Genomic DNA, 16407 nt, shown 5'->3' with positions numbered 1-16407 from the left:
AGCCCCGACCGGATCACCGGTCGGGGCTGTGCGGATGATGCGGGAAGGTCAGTGCTGCTCCGGGTGTCCGGTGCAGCCGGCCCTTCAATGGCGGACGGTTCGCCGACGATCGCGCAGCTTGCGAGCGGTGCGCAGTCGGCCGGCCAGCCTGATGGCCTCCATGTCCCGCTGCGCCTGGCGCATTCGGTCACGGGACAGTTCTTGGACGAGCAGATGCATGTCGATACTCCTGTGCTGTGGATGGGTGTCGGTTGCTGTGGGTCCGGTCGGACCGGAACCACCGGATGGTGCTGATGTGCTGGATCCCTTGCGACAGTTCGGATCCGGGACCTCGGTCACCGGACCGGGGCCGCAGATGACGAGGCGCGGGGTCATGCCGCAACCTTGCGGGGACGACCACGCGGACGCTTACGGGCGATGACGATCCCACGATCGAGGATCTCGCCGCCCCACACTCCCCAGGGCTCACCGCGATCGAGTGCACCGGACAGGCACAGGGCCTTCGCCGGGCAGTCGCCGCAGAGAACCTTGGCACGCTCCAGATCGTCGGGTCGCTCCGCGAACCACAGATCCGGGTCGCCTGCGTGGCATGGCAGGTTGTCGGTGAAGATCGGGTCGATCTCGTCGGGGAACAGGTTTTCGATCACTGCTGGCTCACCTCCGATGGTGATGTATTCGTCTCTGATGACGCGGGACCGGGCGGAACCGCGCATGATCTGCGGGTTCTGGGTCGGTGCGGAGACACGTCGACCGCGGAACCCAACATCTTGGGGGGCCGCGGTCGGAGGGGAGGGAGCTGGTGACCTACACCAGTTGATCCCCGGTCCGACCCAGGCATGCATCAGCGCTACCGGCGTATTCGCCGGCCGATCCCATGACGGGACCGGTGACCATCACCGAAGACGGCCGCTGACGCACCAGCACGGCGGACGCCGTCCGATTCGCCTCGATCGAGACGAGGGCGCGGCTGTGTCCACCGAAGTTGAACTTGGTGATCTCCACGGGGCGCCTCCTTTCGTCTCGATCCTGCTCGGGTCGATACCGGGCAGAATTCCGGCAACTCGCCGGACCTGACAAACAGTACGACCCCCTACATCGACGGGGCAACCGAATAAGAGAACTTTCTGGAAGATTCTTCCCGGCGGCCGTTCAGCGACCGTCGGCGAAACCGCGAGCGACCGGAACGGCGGCAAACAGAGGTGCGCAACTCGTTGTGCAGCAACACTTCTGGAAACCCGGAGCGCCGGACGCGCCGTGCACGTCGTCGGGCTGCGAGTTCAGCGGGTCCGGCCGACGACGGCCAGGACTTCGCATCCGTAGCTGTCGAGCTTGGTCGGACCGATTCCCGGGATCGCCAGCAGCGCCGCGTCGTCCGTGGGTCGACGCTCGGCGATCGCGAGCAGCGTGGCATCGCTGAAGACGACGAACGCGGGCACCGAATCGTCAGCCGACCGCTGCCGACGCCAGGTCTTGAGCGCTTCGACCAACTGAGGATCCGCCGACGACGGGCAGTTGTGGCACCGTCCGGTCTTGATCTCACCCGGAGTGATCAACGGCCCCGCACACACCCGACACCGCCCGGTCCCGGCCCGCGCCGGTGCGTCCGGCGCGATCCCGGTCAGGAACCGCGACCGCCGGCGCGACCGGCGGCCGCCCGCCGTCCGCGACAGCGCCCAGGACACGTGCAGATGCGTCCTGGCTCTGGTGACGCCGACGTAGAGCAGGCGCCGCTCCTCCTCGACCTGCTCGGGAGTCTCCGCATATTGGATCGGGAGCGTCCCGTCGGTCAGACCGACCAGGTGCACGGCGTCCCACTCCAGGCCCTTCGCCGCATGCAACGAGGCGAGCGTGACGCCCTCGATGGTCGGGGCGTGCTGCGCTTCCGAGCGTTGTTCCAGCTCGGCCGCCAGTTCGCGCAGCCCGGGCTCGTTGCCCGCGTCCGCCAGCTCCTCCGCGATGCTGACGACTCCCAGCAGCGAGTCCCAGCGGTCACGGAGCGCACCCGGCGGGGGCGGGTCGTCGGAGAGGCCGATCGGGCCGAGCAACTCACGGACCTGGTCGATCAGCACCGGACCGCCTCGCTCGTGGGTCTCCGGTGCCGACTCGGCGGCCCGCCGGACGAGCGTCATCGCCTGCCGCACCTCGGCTCGGGCGAAGAACCGCTGACCGCCCTTGACGACGTACGGAACCCCCGCCTCGGTGAGCGCCTTCTCGTAGACCTCCGACTGGGCGTTGATGCGGTAGAGGATCGCGATGGACGAAGCAGGCATCCCCGCCTCGATCCTGGCGGCGATCTTGGCGGACACCTCGGAAGCCTCGGTCGGCTCGTCCGGGTGCTCGGAGAAGACCGCCTGCGGACCGTCGGGTAGCACGGCCCGCAGCTTCAGCCGGAACCGATGTCCGGCACCGGCTCCGGCGATCACCCGGTTGGCCAGGGTGACCACCTGCGGGGTCGAGCGGTAGTCGTTCTCCAGCCGGATGACGGACGCCTCGGGGTAGGTCTTGTCGAACTCGAGCAGGTGTTTCGGTGACGCTCCGGCGAAGGAGTAGATCGTCTGGTTGGCGTCGCCGACGACCGTCAGCTGGTTCCGTCCGCCGAGCCAGGCCTGCAGAGTGCGCTGCTGCAGGGGGGTGACGTCCTGGTACTCGTCGACCACGAAGCACCGGTACCGCGCGCGGAACTCCCGCGCCACCGTCTCGTTGTCCTCGAGGATCGCACTGGTGTGCAGCAGCAGGTCGTCGAAGTCGAGCTGCTCGGCGTCCCGTTTGACGGATTCGTAGACCTCGAACACCTTGGCCACCGTCTCCGGCGCCACCGACGGATCGCGCAGAGCCTTCGCCGCCGCCGCCTGGTAGGTGCTGGGAGCGGCCAGCGTCGCCTTGGCCCACTCGATCTCGCCGGCCAGGTCGCGCAGCGTGGCGGCATCGGTGCCGGAACCGACCCGACGCGACGCCATCGCCACCAGCCGCAGTTTGTTCTCCAGCAACGGCCACAGCTGACCGCCCACAGCTGTCGGCCAGAAGTACCGCAGTTGTTTGAGGGCGGCGGAGTGGAAGGTGCGGGCCTGCACGCCTGGGGCACCCAGTGCCCGCAGCCGGACCCGCATCTCGCCGGCGGCCCTGGTGGTGAAGGTGACCGCCATGATCTCCGACACCGGATGGGCGTCGGTGGCGATCAGGTGCGCAATCCGGTGGGTGATGGTGCGGGTCTTGCCGGTGCCGGCACCGGCCAGCACACAGACCGGCCCGGAGGGTGCGAGGACCGCCGTGCGTTGTTCGTCGTCAAGTCCATCCAGCAGATCCCTCACCCGCCCATGTTCGCACAGGTGTACGACGCCGACGGGCTCTGTCCACAGCGCGTCACCCGACTCCGGGGAGACGTCGGTCGCACGGGCCCCGCCCGCTCAGCCGCCGACGGCGGCCCAGCCCTCGATCATCCGGCGGGCGATGGAGATCGAGCTGGGCAGCTCGATCCGGTCGGTGGCGACCGGGGCGTCGGGCCGGCTGCCGTTCGGGGTCGCTGCAGGTTCGGCGCCGGCGCCCCAGCCGGACCTGGCGAGGATCTCCCGGACCTCGGCGCGGGTGACCCAGCGGGCGTCCTCGATCTCCCCGTCCTGCGGTCGGAGCGGGAACGACGGGTCCGCCCGGGCAACGAATCCGATCATCAGCGAGCGGGGGAATGGCCAGGGCTGCGAGCCGAGGTACCGGATGTGGTCGACCCGCGCACCCACCTCCTCGAACATCTCCCGGCGCACGGTGTTCTCCATCGACTCGCCGGCCTCGACGAACCCGGCCAGCACCGAGTAGCGGCCGGGTGCCCACACCGGTTGCCTGGCCAGCACCATCCGGTCGGCGCCGTCGTGCACCAGCACGATCACCGCAGGGTCGGTCCGCGGGAACTCCTGGTGGTCGTCGGCGCACCGCCGTGACCAGCCACCGGGATCGGGGGCGGTCGGCCTGCCGCACCGTGAGCAGTAGCCGGCCCGCCCATGCCAGAGAGTCAGCGCCACCGCGGTGGTCAGCAGGCCGGCGTCGTCGTCGCCCACCAGGGCGCCCAGTTCGCGCAGCGATCTGCCGTCGGCGAGATCAGCTGACGGAACGGCGAAGTGATCGACCCCGTCCACCGCACCGAGCAGCACGGCACCTGCGGGAGGCGTGTCCGTTGACGACGACTCCCAGGCCGGACGGTCCGGATCGTCGGCGGCCACGGCGACCTGTTCGCCGGACACCCGCAGCACCCTGGCCGACGACCACGACGCCATGATCCGCTCGTCGCTCAAACCATGTTCCGTGCTGAGCGAGGCCCTGCCACGAGAGAGGGCAGGAACTTCGATCCCCCAACTGCCCGGTTCGCTCCTCACGGCACACTCACCCCGCCGAGGCGCTGCAGTTGGTCGCCGATCCGGTCGAGGTCGCCCACGACAACTCCGGTGAAGGCGGTCGGTCCGAACCACCGCGCAGCGGCGTCGGCGACCTCGTCCCGGGTGACGGCGGCCAGTCGGGCCGGGTGCTCCCTGAGCCAATCGGCGTCCGATCCGGCGCCGAGCAGCCGGGACAGCGTCGAGGCATATCCCGCCTGGGTCGAGAGCGACAGCGCCAGCGTGCCGAGCGCGTAGTTGCGGGCTGATTCGACCTCCGTCTCGCTGGGGGCGAGCAGCGCCAGCTTCGCGAGCTCGTACCGGGTCTCCAGCAGCGCGGGCGCGGTCGTCTCGGTGTTGGTGTCGAATGCCACCGACACCAGCGACCTGCCCGGCCAGAACTCGGCCGATGAGCCGGCGCTGTAGGTGTAGCCCTTGTCCTCACGGATGTTCTCCACGAGACGCGAGGAGAAGTAGCCGGCGAAGATCAAGTTCGCCAACTGGAAGGCCGGATACTCCGGGTCGCTGCGCAGCGGCGCCGGGCCCGACAATCGGACCTGCGACTGGACAGCACCGGGGCGATGGACCGCCTGGAGCGCGCCACCGAGGCCTGCCGGCGGCGTTGCCATCGTCCGCGCCGGGTGCTCTCCCGTCCAGATCGACAGTGCCTGCGCCACCGACTCCGCCGCCGACTTGACCGACAGGTCCCCGACCAGCACGAGGGTGGACCCCTGCGGCACGACGGCGCGCCGGTGCAGGCCGCGGACCGCGGCAGCTCCCACCGCCGCGACATCCGGTCCCGACGGCATCTCATGCACCGCGGGATGATCGCCGAACCGCTTGCGCAGCAACGCCTGCCGGGCGATCACCCCGGGCTGGGTGGTGCTGATCAGCAGGTGCTCGACCAGCCGTTCGCGTTCACCGGCCACGTCGCCGGCCCGGTACGCCGCCCCCGTGAGGCTGAGGGCAAGGATCCGTGCCAGGACCCCGAGCCCGGTGGCCAGCACGGAGCCGGCCAACGACAGCCGCTGGGGATCGACCGCGGCATGCAGACCCCCGCCGACGGCACCCAGCGTGGTGTCGATCCGCCTGCGGTCGATGTCCGCGGTGCCGAGCAGGATGGTCTCCGCCAACACCTCGGCGCGCGCGGCGTGCGCGGCGGCCTGGTGCCCCGACCGGGCGGCGAACGGGATCCGGAGCCGCACCTCGATGATCGGGGCTCCCGGCTTGCGGATCGCGATCACCCGCAGCCCGGCCGGAGTCGTGACCTCGGTCTGGGCGAGTTGACGCGTCTTGCCCTGTTTCATCAGCGGCGGGAGTGGCCGCGGTCCGATGTCGGTGCGGGCCAACTGTTCCGCGGTCCTGGTCGGCGCAGACCGCTGGGCCCGCGCCGACTTCTTCGACCCGCTCATCGCTGTCCCCCGGCCGGTTCCTGGCTGCTCTGGGCGGGTCCGCTGTCCTGGTCGGCCGTTTCGGCCGGGACCACTTCCAGCACCGCACTGTTGTCGATGCCCAGCCGCGCGGCGGCAGCGGCGATGTCCTCGGCGCTCAGTGCGGCGATCCTGGCCGGGATCTCGTTGATCAGCTCGGCCCTGCCGTGCAGCAGCTCCAGGGAGCCGATCGTCCTGGTCCGGCCGGCGATCGCGTCGTTCTCCCGGAACAGGTCTGCGCTGAAGCGGATCACGGCCCGGCGCAACTCCTCCGGCTCGACGCCGTCGTCGGCGACGGCGCGGATCTGCTCGAGCGCGGCCTCGATCACGTCGTCAGCCGTGCGGCCGGAGGTGTGCAACGCGCCGAGCACGAAAGCATCGGGATGACGGGCATCGAGCGCGCCGCCGACCAGTCCGGGGGACGCCCACATCTCGGTGGCGATCCCAGGGGTGACGACGGCCGACTGCAGTCGGGAGGCCTCGCCGTCCGACAGGATGCTGCCGAGCAGGACGTAGGCCAGGTATCCGGACAGGTCGGCCACCGGATCCGGCATCCGCCAGCCGACGGCGAGCGCCGGCGAGGGTGCCAGCGGATCGGTCTGCACGGCACGCCGCTGGGTCGTGGGTGCCGGTTCGTCGAACGAGGGTCGCTGGGGCGCTGGCCGGAACGGGATGTCGCCGAAGTGCGAGGAGGCCAGATCGCTGGCCATCCCGGCATCGACGTCGCCGCAGATCGTCAGCACCGCGTTGGCGGGTGCGTAGTACGTCCAGAAGAAGTCGACACAGTCTTCGACGGTGGCCGCCTGCAGATCGACGAAGTCGCCATAACCGTTGTGCGCGTTGGGGAACGTCTCGTACAGCACCGGGGGAAGCCAGATCCACGGGAACCCGCCGTATGGCTGGTTGAGCACGTTGAGCCGGATCTCCTCGCTCACCACGTCGACCTGGTTGGCCAGGTTCTCCGCCGTGATGGTCGGTGCCCGCATCCGGTCGGCCTCCAGGAACAGCCCGCGTTCCAGGCCGGCTGAAGGGAGCACCTCGAAGTAGTCGGTGTAGTCGAGGTGGGTCGAGCCGTTGAACACCCCGCCGGAGGACTGCACGACCCGGAAGTGCTCGAGCTTCGGCAGCGACTCGCTGCCCTGGAACATCAGGTGCTCGAACAGGTGCGCGAACCCCGTGCGGCCCTGGGGTTCGGAGCGGAATCCCACGTCGTAGTGCACGCTGACGCCGACCACACCGCTACCGGACTGGGGCGCGACCACCACCCGCAGACCATTGTCGAGGGTGAACCGCTGCACTGCGAAATCGGGCATCGGCAGCTTCGCCGTCCGTCTGCGGTCAGCCACCGTTCGCCACCGCCTTGCGGTCTGCGTCGCTGCTCAGGCCGCCCCGTCCGAGTGCTGCCAGCTCCGACCACAGGTGCGCGACGGCTTCGGCGCCGCGCTGGAGCAGGACGAGCGGAGCCCGCTCGTTCGGCGCGTGGATCTGGTCCTCGGATGTCATCACCCCGAGGAAGACCATCGGAGCTCGCAACGCCGCGACCAGATCGGCCTCCGGGCCGGACCCGCCCTCACGCGTCAACAGGACCCGATCGGTGTCGAACGCGGCGCCGAGCGCGCGCTGCGCCGCCCTGGTGGCCGGGTGGTCCAACTGCGTGGTGAGCGGCGCGACTCCTCCACCTTCCCACCGCATCTCGACCTGCACGCCATTTCTGGCCAGCTCGGTGAAGAACTCCGAGACCCGCCGCTGGACGGCGGCCGGGTCCTGCCGTCCGACCAGCCGGAAGCTCAGCTTGGCGTGCCCGTCGGTCGGGATGATCGTCTTGCCTCCGGGACCGGTGTAGCCGCCGATGATGCCGTTGACCTCCGCGGTCGGCCGCGCACCGATCCGCTCCAATGTGCTGTACCCGGCTTCACCCCAGGTTTCCCGGGAGGCCGCGGGACCGGCCAGCCAACCGGCCTCGTCGAAGCTGAGCGCGGCGGTTGCCGCTCGCTCCTGGGCTGTCGGTTCGTCGACGCCGTCGTAGAAACCGGGAACGGTGACGTGGCCGTGCTCGTCGTGCAAGGCGGCGACGAGCCGGGCGAGCTCGGCGAGCGGGTTGGGAACGGCGCCGCCGAAGGAACCGGAGTGCAGGTCGACGGTCGGGCCACTGACGTGCAGCTCACCGGAGACCAGTCCGCGCATGCCGATGCACAACGAAGGGGTGTCCGCGGCGAAGATCCCGGTGTCGCTGACGACGATCACATCGGCGTCGAGCCGCGGGGCGAGCAGCGCGAGCAACTCGTCGATGTGCGGGCTGCCTGACTCCTCCTCGCCCTCCACCAGGAGGGTGAGATCGACGGCCGGCGCGGTGCGCCCGGTGGCTGCCAGATGCGCCTGCAGTCCGATCAGGTGCAGGGCGATGTTGCCCTTGTCGTCGCTGACACCCCTGCCGTGCAGGACCCCGTCGACCACCACCGGGTCGAACGGCGGGTGCGTCCAACGGTCCTCGCCGTCGGCCGGCTGGACGTCGTGGTGGCCGTAGACGACCACCCGCACTGCGTCCGGGTCGCCGGACGGCCACCGGGCGAGCACTGCGGGCAGGTACGGTCCCTGACCGAGCACCTCGACCTCGGGAAACCCGATGCTGCGCAGGGCGTCTGCAAAGAACTCCGCGCTGGCTGCGACATCGCCGTGGTGGGCCGGATCGGCACTCACCGACGGGATGCGGGCCCATTCGACCAACGTCCGCACCCAACTGTCGAAGCGGAGAGCGACCTCGGCGCGTTCAAGGCCGGCGGCGCGTCCGGTGCTCTCGGCGGGCTGGGCCTGGGTCGTCACGTCCGTCATGCAACCGACTCTATGCGCTGGCGGCGGGCCCTCCGGACCGGGGCACGGCGCGCGTCCACTGCCGCCCTCAGTGCGTCGCGGTCACCTTGTTGAGGCCCTGCGGTGCGTCCGGGTCGGAACCCAGCGCGAGCGTCGTCCTGATGGCCAGCTGCTGTCCCCTGACCACCAGCGGGATCACGGCGAGGGCCTCACCCAGACCCTGCGGGGTCGGGACGCCGATGGCGCCGTCGATGCCGGCAGCGACATCGGGATGCCCCACTCCGATCACCGGCGACCCGAGAGCAACTGCGGCGCGGGCGGTCTCGGCGACGTCCACCAGCACCGGACCGGTGGCACCGTAGGCGACCACCACGACCTCGGGCGACGCCACGGTGAGCGGGCCGTGCAGGAAGTCGGCGCTGGAGAAACCCTCGTGGATGCCGCGGGTGGTCTCCTTCGCCTTCAGCGCCCCCTCGAGTGCCGCCGCGTAGGTGAGTCCGCGCGCGAGGTGGATGCCCGATCCTTTCGAGGCGAGCAGCGCGACCGCAGCATCGAGCGGGTCGGTGTCGGCCAGTGTCTGCGCGACCGCATCCACCAGCTGCCCCCAGGCCGCCGGACCACCGGTGAAGGCGTCGAGGGCGCCGTCGGCGCCGGCCGCTTCTGCCAGCAGCGTCACCAGGGCGAGTTGACCGGTGACTGTCTTGGTCGCAGGGACGGCCAGCTCCCGTGAGGTGCCGACCGACAACGTCACCGCGGCCACGTCCGCCAGCGGCGAATCGGCCTCGTTGGTGACGGCAACGACACAGGCCCCGCCGTCGGCGAAACGCCCTGCCACGTCGACGATCTCCGGGGTCCGCCCGCTCTGGGAGAGTGCGACCACCAGATGGTCACGCATGTCGGTGACGAAGCCGTAGCGGGTGACCAGCGACGGGGCGACGAGGCTGACCGGGAGACCGGTGGCGAGTTCCAACAGATAGCGCGCGTGGACGGCGACGTTGTCGCTGGAACCACGGGCGATCAGCGCTACGCCTCGCAGGGTCTGCGGGAGCGCGGCGCGCACCTCGGCGTGGATCGCCGCACGCCTGGCGATGATCGCCGCCAGCACCGCCGGCTGCTCCGCCATCTCTGCCACGACCTGTGTGCCGGCCATCGTGCTCCCGTCTGCGTACCTGCTCGAACCCTGCCGGGTCAATGCAAGCATATGCGCGTTACTGCGCGCAACCGTGCAGGATCAAGCACACACTGTCAGCGGTCGAATCCCAGCTTGCGCAGCTGCTTGGGGTCCCGCTGCCAGTCCTTGGCGACGGTCACGTGCACCGCGAGATAGACCTGGCAGCCGATCAGCGGTTCGATCCCCACTCTGGCCCGCCGGCCGATTCCTGCCAGCCGAGATCCCTTGGGACCCAGGATGATCGGCTTCTGCGAGTCCCGCTCGACGAACAACGTGACGTAGATGTCAACGAGGTCGTCACGCCCCTCCCGCGGGATGATCTCGTCGACGGCGGCGGCGATCGAGTGCGGCAGCTCGTCACGCACACCCTCCAACGCGGCCTCCCGCACCAGCTCGGCAACCCTGATCTCGATCGGCTCGTCCGTCACCTCGCCGTCCACGTAGAGCCGCGGACCGGTGGGCAGGTGTGCGAGCAGCACGTCGGTCAGCTGGTCGACCTGGAATCCCGACGTGGCGGACACCGGGATGAGGTCGGCGAAGTCCCGTACCTGCGACAACGCCAACAACTGGGCTGCCACCTGGTCGGGGCTGACCTTGTCGGTCTTGGTGACGATCCCGACGACAGGGGTACGAGGTGCCAGGTCCGCCAGCTCGGACACGATGTGCCGATCGCCCGGCCCGATCCGCTCGTCCGCCGGGATGCACAGACCGATCACGTCCACGTCGCTGAACGTCGAGCGGACGATGTCGCCCAGCCGCTCGCCAAGCAGCGTCCTGGGCTTGTGCAGCCCGGGGGTGTCGACCACCACCAGCTGACCGGACTCCTGGGTGACGATGCCGCGGATGGCGCGACGAGTGGTCTGCGGCTTGTCCGAGGTGATGGCGATCTTGGTGCCCACCATGGCATTCATCAGGGTGGACTTGCCGGCATTGGGGCGCCCGACGAAGCAGGCGAAGCCCGACCGGTGCGGCCCCGGTGTGGATCGGGTGGTGTCGTCGGTGCTCATCGCTCTGCTCTCCGCGTCGGGTGCTGCTCGGCCTGTGGCGGCTCGGTGTGCTGCGGCTCGACCGCGGTCGAATTCGCACCATCGGAGTCGGTGTCGCTCTCGGCGATCAGTTCGGCCTTGGGCGCCTTGCCGTTCTTGGTCTTGTTCTTGGGCTTGTTCTTACCCTTGGGCCGCTCGGGCTTGTCCGCCTTCGCGGACTTCTCCGCGCCGGTGCTGCCGCCGTCGTCCCGGCTGGACCCGCCGTCGTCGGCGCTGTCGTCGAGCGGCACCGCGGTGGCTGACGGATGCCCGTCGTCCCGGTCGCTGCGCATGGCGGGATCCTGGATGCGGCTGATGATCAACGTCATCACCCTGGGTCGGCCGCGCCGATCGACACCGGGTTCTCCGAGCAGGTGCAGACCGTTGATCTCCGCCTCCGACATCGGCAACGGAACGCGACCGAGCAGCTGGGCGAACAGGCCACCCACCGTCTCGACGTCCTCCGCGGGCAGCGACACGTCGAACAACTCTCCGAGATCCTCCACCAGCACGCGTGTCGAGACCCGGAACCGCCCGTCGCCCAGCACTTCGATCAATTCCGGTGACTCGACGTCGTACTCGTCGGTGATCTCCCCGACGATCTCCTCGAGGATGTCCTCGATGGTCACGATGCCCGCGGTGCCGCCGTACTCGTCGACGACCACCGCGAAGTGTGTCCGGGTGCGCTGCATCTCGGCGAGCAGATCGGGGATCGGCTTCGAATCGGGGACGAAGAAGGGAGCTCGGACCAGCTCACCCACCTCGGGGCCGGCGCTGCCCGGTTCGACGACGAGCGTCCTGGCGACCAGGTCCTTGATGTAGATGACGCCGGTGATGTCGTCCACGTCGTCACCGACGACCGGGATCCGTGACAGGCCCGACCTGGACGCGAGCTGCAGTGCCTGCCGCATGGACTTCTGGCGCTCGATCCAGACCACCTCGGTCCGCGGCACCATCACTTCGCGGGCGATCGTGTCACCTAGCTGGAACACGGAGTGCAGCATCTCCCGCTCGGATTCCTCCACCACGCCGTGCACCTGGGCCATGTCGACGAGTTCCCGGAGCTCGATCTCGGAGGAGAACGGGCCCTCGCGGAAGCCTCGGCCGGGGGTGATGGCGTTGCCGATCAGGATCAGCAACGAGGCGATCGGCGACAGGAAACGTCCCAGTCCCGCCACGGTTCCGGCCATGAAGAAGCCGACGCCGGACGGGTGCTGCCGGCCGATCGTCCTGGGCAGCACGCCGATCACCACGTAGGTGACGACGATCATCACCCCGACCACCATCAGCAGCACCCAGAACCGGAATCCCCAGGTGGACAGGGCGACTGCGGCCACCAGGACGGTCGCGGCGCACTCGCTGCCGACCCGGAGCAGCAGCAACAGGTTGGTGTAGCGGGGTTTGTCGGCGACGATCCGGCGCAGTGACGCCGCGCCGCGCCGGCCTTCCCGCATGGCTTCCTCGACCCGCGCCGGTGAGACCATGATGATGGCCGCGTCCGCCGCGGCCATCAGGCCGGCGAACGGGACGAGCAGACCGGCGATGACCAGCAAGACGATGTCGAGTGCGTCCACGGGGCGCAGTTACCCCTCGGAGACGGTTCGGGCGGACGGAGCCAACTCGCGCCAGGCGTCCAGCAGTTCGTTCTGCAGCCGGAACATCTCGCGTTCCTCGTCCGGTTCGACGTGGTCGTATCCCAGCAGGTGCAGCACGCCGTGCACGGTCAGCAGGTGCAGCTCGTCGTCCAGCGCGTGGCCGGCTTGCTCCGCCTGCTCGGCAGCCACCGCGGGGCACAGCACGACATCCCCGAGCAGGGCCGGGCCGGGCGCCTCGGGATCGGGGGTCCTGGCGGTGTCGAGCTCGTCCATCGGGAAGCTCATGACGTCGGTCGGACCCGGCTCGTCCATCCACTGGATGTGCAGCTCCGTCATCGCCTCGACGTCGACCAGCAGCAAGCTCAGTTCGGCTTGCGGGTGGATGTCCATCCGGTCCAGGGCGAAGCGGGCCACCGAGATCAGCGCCAGCTCGTCGACACCGATTCCGGATTCGTTGGCCACCTCGATGCTCATCCGCCACCGCGATCGCTGCGGGTGCGGCCACCGGCGAACCGTCCGCGGTCCTGGTGGTCGGCGGCCGGGTCGTCGTGTTCGTCCCCCCACCGCTCGTAGGCTTCCACGATCGCGCCGACCAGTCGGTGACGGACCACGTCGGCGCTGGTCAGGAGAGGAAAGGCGACGTCGTCGAGGTCGGCGAGGATGTTGCGGACCACCCGCAGACCGGACAGCTGCCCGCCGGGCAGGTCGATCTGGGTGACGTCCCCGGTGACGACCATCTTGGACCCGAACCCGAGGCGGGTGAGGAACATCTTCATCTGCTCGGGCGTGGTGTTCTGCGCCTCGTCGAGGATGATGAAGGCCTCGTTGAGCGTCCGCCCGCGCATGTACGCCAGCGGCGCGACCTCGATCGTTCCGGCCGCCATCAACCGCGGGATGGAGTCCGGGTCGAGCATGTCGTGCAGCGCGTCGTACAGCGGCCGCAGGTAGGGGTCGATCTTCTCGTTGAGCGTGCCGGGCAGATAGCCGAGCCGCTCCCCCGCCTCGACGGCGGGGCGGGTGAGGATGATCCGGCTGACCTGCTTGGCCTGCAGAGCCTGCACCGCCTTGGCCATCGCCAGATATGTCTTGCCGGTACCGGCGGGGCCGATCCCGAAGACCACGGTGTGCTCGTCGATCGCGTCGACATATCGCTTCTGGTTCAACGTCTTCGGGCGGATCACCCGGCCGCGTCGGGAGACGATGTTGAAGCCGAGCACCTCGCTCGGGCTCTCACCCTCCTTGCGGTCGAGCGCCGGTGCGCCGAGCATCGCGATCGTGCTGTCGACCGCGTCGTCGGAGACCTGGGAACCGGAAGCCTGCAGGGTCATCAGCTCGCGCACCACCTGTTCGGCGAAGGTGACGTCGCTCTGGCTGCCGGTGAGGGTGAACCGGTTGCCGCGGACGTGCACGTCCGCGGTCAGTCGGTCCTCGAGGGTGCGCAGGACGTGGTCACCGACCCCGAGCAGGCCGACCATCGAGGTACCGTCCGGCACCACCACCGAGCTGCGGGCGATCGGATCGCCGGGCTGAGCGGCGACGCCCTGGGTCACTGCCTGCACGAACGGGTCCTGACCGCCGGACCCACGGCGCTGCCGGGTCGGTGCCGGATCTGACTGCTGACGCGACCGCTCGCGGCCCTGACCGCGACCTGCCGCCGTCGATGGGGTGTCCGGCACCGGGACTTCACGCCTGCTCTCCGCCCATCTGTCAGGGCATCGCTGCGGCCTGGACCGACGAGTCCTGCTCGTCCGGGAGATCGTGGGCCGCGAACCTCCAGTCTACCGACGGCGCCCAAGTGCGATCCGCCCGCAATCGTCGGGCAGGATCTACGAGCCGATCGCGCCGATCGACCTCGGGACCGCTCAGCCGATCGGCCAGCCCTGCGGCTCGCCCCCGAGCAGATGCAGATGGGTGTGGAACACCGTCTGGCCGGCATCCGCTCCGGTGTTCAGGACCAGCCGGTATCCCGAGTCGGCGATGCCCTCACCCGCAGCGACCTCGGCGGCAGCGAGGACCAGCGCACCGACCAGCGTGGGGTCGGCGGCGGCCGTCGCCGCGGCGTTCTCGGTGTGCTCGATCGGGACCACCAGGATGTGCGTCGGTGCCTTCGGGGTGACGTCGCGGAACGCCACGGTCCGATCATCGCGCCGGACGACGTCGGCCGGGACCTCCCCTGCGACGATCCGGCAGAACAGGCACGAGGTGGTGGCATCACTCATGACAGCCGAGTCTATGGGGACCGCTGCCGGCGCGCGGTCCGGACAAACCCGCCATCTCGGAACAGGTCTTCCTCACCCGGCTCTGCAGTGTGCCAAGCTTGCGCGATTCGTTCCCCGTCCTTGCGGAGAACCGTTGCGGAGAACCGTTGCCGAGAACCGTTGCGGACGACCGTCGCGGAGAATTCGTCGCCGACAGCACCAGGAGATCCCGATGGCGTCATGGGCAGTGCTCGATCGCAACAACACCATCGCTCCGCCGGGATACAACCGGTGGCTGATCCCCCCCGCGGCGCTGGCCGTCCATCTCTGTATCGGGCAGGTCTACGCCACCAGCGTCTACAAGACCTCGCTGATCAAGGACTTCGGTACCACCCAGACCGCCATCGGCATCATCTTCTCCATCGCGATCGTCATGCTCGGGCTCTCTGCCGCAATCGGCGGCACCTGGGTGGAGCGCAGCGGGCCGCGCAAGGCGATGTTCGCCAGCGCCTGCTTCTGGGCGGTCGGATTCGGAGTGGCAGCCCTCGGCATTGCCACCACCCAACTGTGGCTGGTGTACCTGGGTTACGGGGTGATCGGCGGCATCGGTCTGGGCATCGGCTACATCTCACCGGTCTCGACGCTGATCAAGTGGTTCCCGGACCGGCCGGGCCTTGCCACCGGCATGGCCATCATGGGCTTCGGTGGCGGCGCACTGTTCGCCAGCCCAGCGCAACGGCAACTGCTGTCGTTCTTCGACTCGAGCTACCACTCGGCCGACTCGACCTCGACTGCCGATGGCGGCGCCCTGACCAGCCTGTTCATCACCCTCGGCATCATCTACTTCCTCATCATGATGGTCGGTGTCTGGAACATCCGGGTCCCGGCGGACGACTGGAAGCCGGCAGGGTTCGACCCGGCGACGGTGAAGACCAAGGCGCTCGTGACGACGGACAACGTGTCGGCGGCGAACGCCATTCGCACCCCGCAGTTCTGGCTGTTGTGGGTGGTGCTGTTCTGCAACGTGACCGCCGGGATCGGCATCCTGGAGCAGGCGAGCCCGATGATCCAGGACTTCTTCCGCTCCGGGATCGGCAGCACCTCCAGCGTGGCGGCGGCCGCCGCCGGTGGCTTCGTGGGAGTCCTGTCGCTGTTCAACATGGCCGGTCGGTTCCTCTGGTCCAGCGCGTCCGACCGGATCGGCCGCAAGCCGATCTACCTGCTGTACCTGGGTGGCGGCATCGTGCTCTATGTGCTGCTCGCGCTGGCCGGCAACACGGCGACGGCCCTGTTCGTGCTGATCGCGGCTCTCATCCTGTCGTTCTACGGTGGCGGCTTCGCGACTGCTCCGGCGTACCTGCGCGACCTCTTCGGCGTCTTCCAGGTCGGCGCCATCCACGGTCGGCTGCTCACCGCGTGGTCCCTGGCGGGGGTGGCCGGTCCGCTGATCATCAACAGCTTCCTGGACGCGCAGGGCAAGCCGGGAACGCTGACGGCGGCGGCCTACCGCCCCGCGCTGTTCACGATGATCGGGATTCTTGCGGTCGGCTTCGTCGCCAACCTGCTGATCCGCCCCGTGGCAGCTAGATTCCACGAGGCGACCGCGGCCGCCCCGAAGAACGCCGACAGGCAGCCGAAGCGTGCGCCTGCGGCTGGTTCCGATTCCGTTGCCGCGACGGACACGCCGTCCGGCGGCTCGGCCTCCTCGGCGCGGGTGATCTTCTCTTGGGGCCTGGTGATCGCGATGCTCGTCTACGGGGTAGTCCAGACGGCGATCACGGCTGCCAAGCTGTTCGGCTGAGCGGACGCGATGCACCCGGGT

General features: G+C 69.4%; 15 protein-coding genes. 1 reads left to right on the top strand and 14 read right to left on the bottom strand.

What is annotated here, in order from left to right:
* Window positions 1-84 precede the first annotated feature (84 nt).
* The 14 genes from ABLG96_RS07660 to ABLG96_RS07595 form a co-directional block, all read right to left on the bottom strand.
* Window positions 85-219, bottom strand: a complete 135-nt coding sequence (locus ABLG96_RS07660; protein WP_353650772.1) for a hypothetical protein — start codon at window positions 217-219, stop codon at window positions 85-87.
* Between the two features lie 152 nt (window positions 220-371).
* Window positions 372-713: a WhiB family transcriptional regulator gene (locus ABLG96_RS07655; RefSeq protein ID WP_353650771.1), complete on the bottom strand. Its 342-nt coding sequence runs from the start codon at window positions 711-713 to the stop codon at window positions 372-374.
* Window positions 714-804: 91 nt separating this feature from the next.
* Complete coding sequence (locus ABLG96_RS07650) at window positions 805-1002, bottom strand: hypothetical protein (protein WP_353650770.1); 198 nt, start codon at window positions 1000-1002, stop codon at window positions 805-807.
* A gap of 275 nt (window positions 1003-1277) precedes the next feature.
* Window positions 1278-3308 carry an ATP-dependent DNA helicase UvrD2 gene (locus ABLG96_RS07645; RefSeq protein WP_353650769.1) on the bottom strand — a complete coding sequence of 677 codons (2031 nt, stop codon included), beginning with the start codon at window positions 3306-3308 and terminating at the stop codon, window positions 1278-1280.
* A 96-nt stretch (window positions 3309-3404) separates the two neighbouring features.
* Entirely contained in the window at window positions 3405-4280 is an 876-nt protein-coding gene (nudC, locus tag ABLG96_RS07640; RefSeq protein WP_353650768.1) for an NAD(+) diphosphatase, read from the bottom strand.
* A gap of 77 nt (window positions 4281-4357) precedes the next feature.
* A complete protein-coding gene (locus ABLG96_RS07635; RefSeq protein ID WP_353650767.1) occupies window positions 4358-5770 on the bottom strand; it encodes a pitrilysin family protein in 1413 nt (470 codons plus the stop codon).
* Window positions 5767-7101 (bottom strand): pitrilysin family protein, encoded by a 1335-nt coding sequence (locus ABLG96_RS07630; RefSeq protein WP_353650766.1) that lies wholly within the window; start codon window positions 7099-7101, stop codon window positions 5767-5769. The genes ABLG96_RS07635 and ABLG96_RS07630 overlap by 4 nt, the downstream gene beginning before the upstream one ends.
* A 25-nt stretch (window positions 7102-7126) precedes the next feature.
* Window positions 7127-8617 (bottom strand): M20/M25/M40 family metallo-hydrolase, encoded by a 1491-nt coding sequence (locus ABLG96_RS07625; RefSeq protein WP_353650765.1) that lies wholly within the window; start codon window positions 8615-8617, stop codon window positions 7127-7129.
* Between the two features lie 67 nt (window positions 8618-8684).
* On the bottom strand, window positions 8685-9746 hold the full coding sequence (locus ABLG96_RS07620; RefSeq protein ID WP_353650764.1) for an SIS domain-containing protein: 1062 nt from the start codon (window positions 9744-9746) through the stop codon (window positions 8685-8687).
* Window positions 9747-9841: 95 nt separating this feature from the next.
* Window positions 9842-10774, bottom strand: a complete 933-nt coding sequence (gene era / locus ABLG96_RS07615; RefSeq protein WP_353650763.1) for a GTPase Era — start codon at window positions 10772-10774, stop codon at window positions 9842-9844.
* Window positions 10771-12366, bottom strand: a complete 1596-nt coding sequence (locus ABLG96_RS07610) for a hemolysin family protein (protein ID WP_353650762.1) — start codon at window positions 12364-12366, stop codon at window positions 10771-10773. Before ABLG96_RS07610 ends, era begins: the two co-directional genes overlap by 4 nt.
* A 9-nt stretch (window positions 12367-12375) precedes the next feature.
* The gene (ybeY, locus tag ABLG96_RS07605) at window positions 12376-12861 is read right to left on the bottom strand and encodes an rRNA maturation RNase YbeY (RefSeq protein ID WP_353650761.1); all 486 of its coding nucleotides are present in this window, start codon (window positions 12859-12861) and stop codon (window positions 12376-12378) included.
* Window positions 12858-13862: a PhoH family protein gene (locus ABLG96_RS07600; RefSeq protein ID WP_353651423.1), complete on the bottom strand. Its 1005-nt coding sequence runs from the start codon at window positions 13860-13862 to the stop codon at window positions 12858-12860. The genes ybeY and ABLG96_RS07600 overlap by 4 nt, the downstream gene beginning before the upstream one ends.
* Window positions 13863-14249: 387 nt before the next feature.
* Window positions 14250-14606 (bottom strand): HIT domain-containing protein, encoded by a 357-nt coding sequence (locus tag ABLG96_RS07595; RefSeq protein WP_353650760.1) that lies wholly within the window; start codon window positions 14604-14606, stop codon window positions 14250-14252.
* 211 nt (window positions 14607-14817) lie between these two features.
* Between ABLG96_RS07595 and ABLG96_RS07590 the strand changes: the two genes are divergently transcribed.
* The gene (locus tag ABLG96_RS07590) at window positions 14818-16386 is read left to right on the top strand and encodes an OFA family MFS transporter (protein ID WP_353650759.1); all 1569 of its coding nucleotides are present in this window, start codon (window positions 14818-14820) and stop codon (window positions 16384-16386) included.
* Window positions 16387-16407 lie beyond the last annotated feature (21 nt).

The organism is Nakamurella sp. A5-74 (assembly GCF_040438885.1).
In the GTDB taxonomy this organism is placed as follows: domain Bacteria; phylum Actinomycetota; class Actinomycetes; order Mycobacteriales; family Nakamurellaceae; genus Nakamurella.
This window is presented reverse-complemented; position numbering and strand designations above follow the sequence as displayed.

Coding starts and splice junctions, on each gene's coding strand:
- ABLG96_RS07590 (WP_353650759.1), top strand. CDS start 14,818: ATGGCGTCATGGGCAGTGCTCGATCGCAACAACACCATCGCTCCGCCG.
- ABLG96_RS07595 (WP_353650760.1), bottom strand. CDS start 14,606: ATGAGTGATGCCACCACCTCGTGCCTGTTCTGCCGGATCGTCGCAGGG.
- ABLG96_RS07660 (WP_353650772.1), bottom strand. CDS start 219: ATGCATCTGCTCGTCCAAGAACTGTCCCGTGACCGAATGCGCCAGGCG.
- ABLG96_RS07635 (WP_353650767.1), bottom strand. CDS start 5,770: ATGAGCGGGTCGAAGAAGTCGGCGCGGGCCCAGCGGTCTGCGCCGACC.
- era (WP_353650763.1), bottom strand. CDS start 10,774: ATGAGCACCGACGACACCACCCGATCCACACCGGGGCCGCACCGGTCG.
- ABLG96_RS07630 (WP_353650766.1), bottom strand. CDS start 7,101: ATGCCCGATTTCGCAGTGCAGCGGTTCACCCTCGACAATGGTCTGCGG.
- ABLG96_RS07600 (WP_353651423.1), bottom strand. CDS start 13,862: ATGGTCGGCCTGCTCGGGGTCGGTGACCACGTCCTGCGCACCCTCGAG.
- ABLG96_RS07620 (WP_353650764.1), bottom strand. CDS start 9,746: ATGGCCGGCACACAGGTCGTGGCAGAGATGGCGGAGCAGCCGGCGGTG.
- ABLG96_RS07625 (WP_353650765.1), bottom strand. CDS start 8,617: ATGACGGACGTGACGACCCAGGCCCAGCCCGCCGAGAGCACCGGACGC.
- ybeY (WP_353650761.1), bottom strand. CDS start 12,861: ATGAGCATCGAGGTGGCCAACGAATCCGGAATCGGTGTCGACGAGCTG.
- ABLG96_RS07655 (WP_353650771.1), bottom strand. CDS start 713: ATGCGCGGTTCCGCCCGGTCCCGCGTCATCAGAGACGAATACATCACC.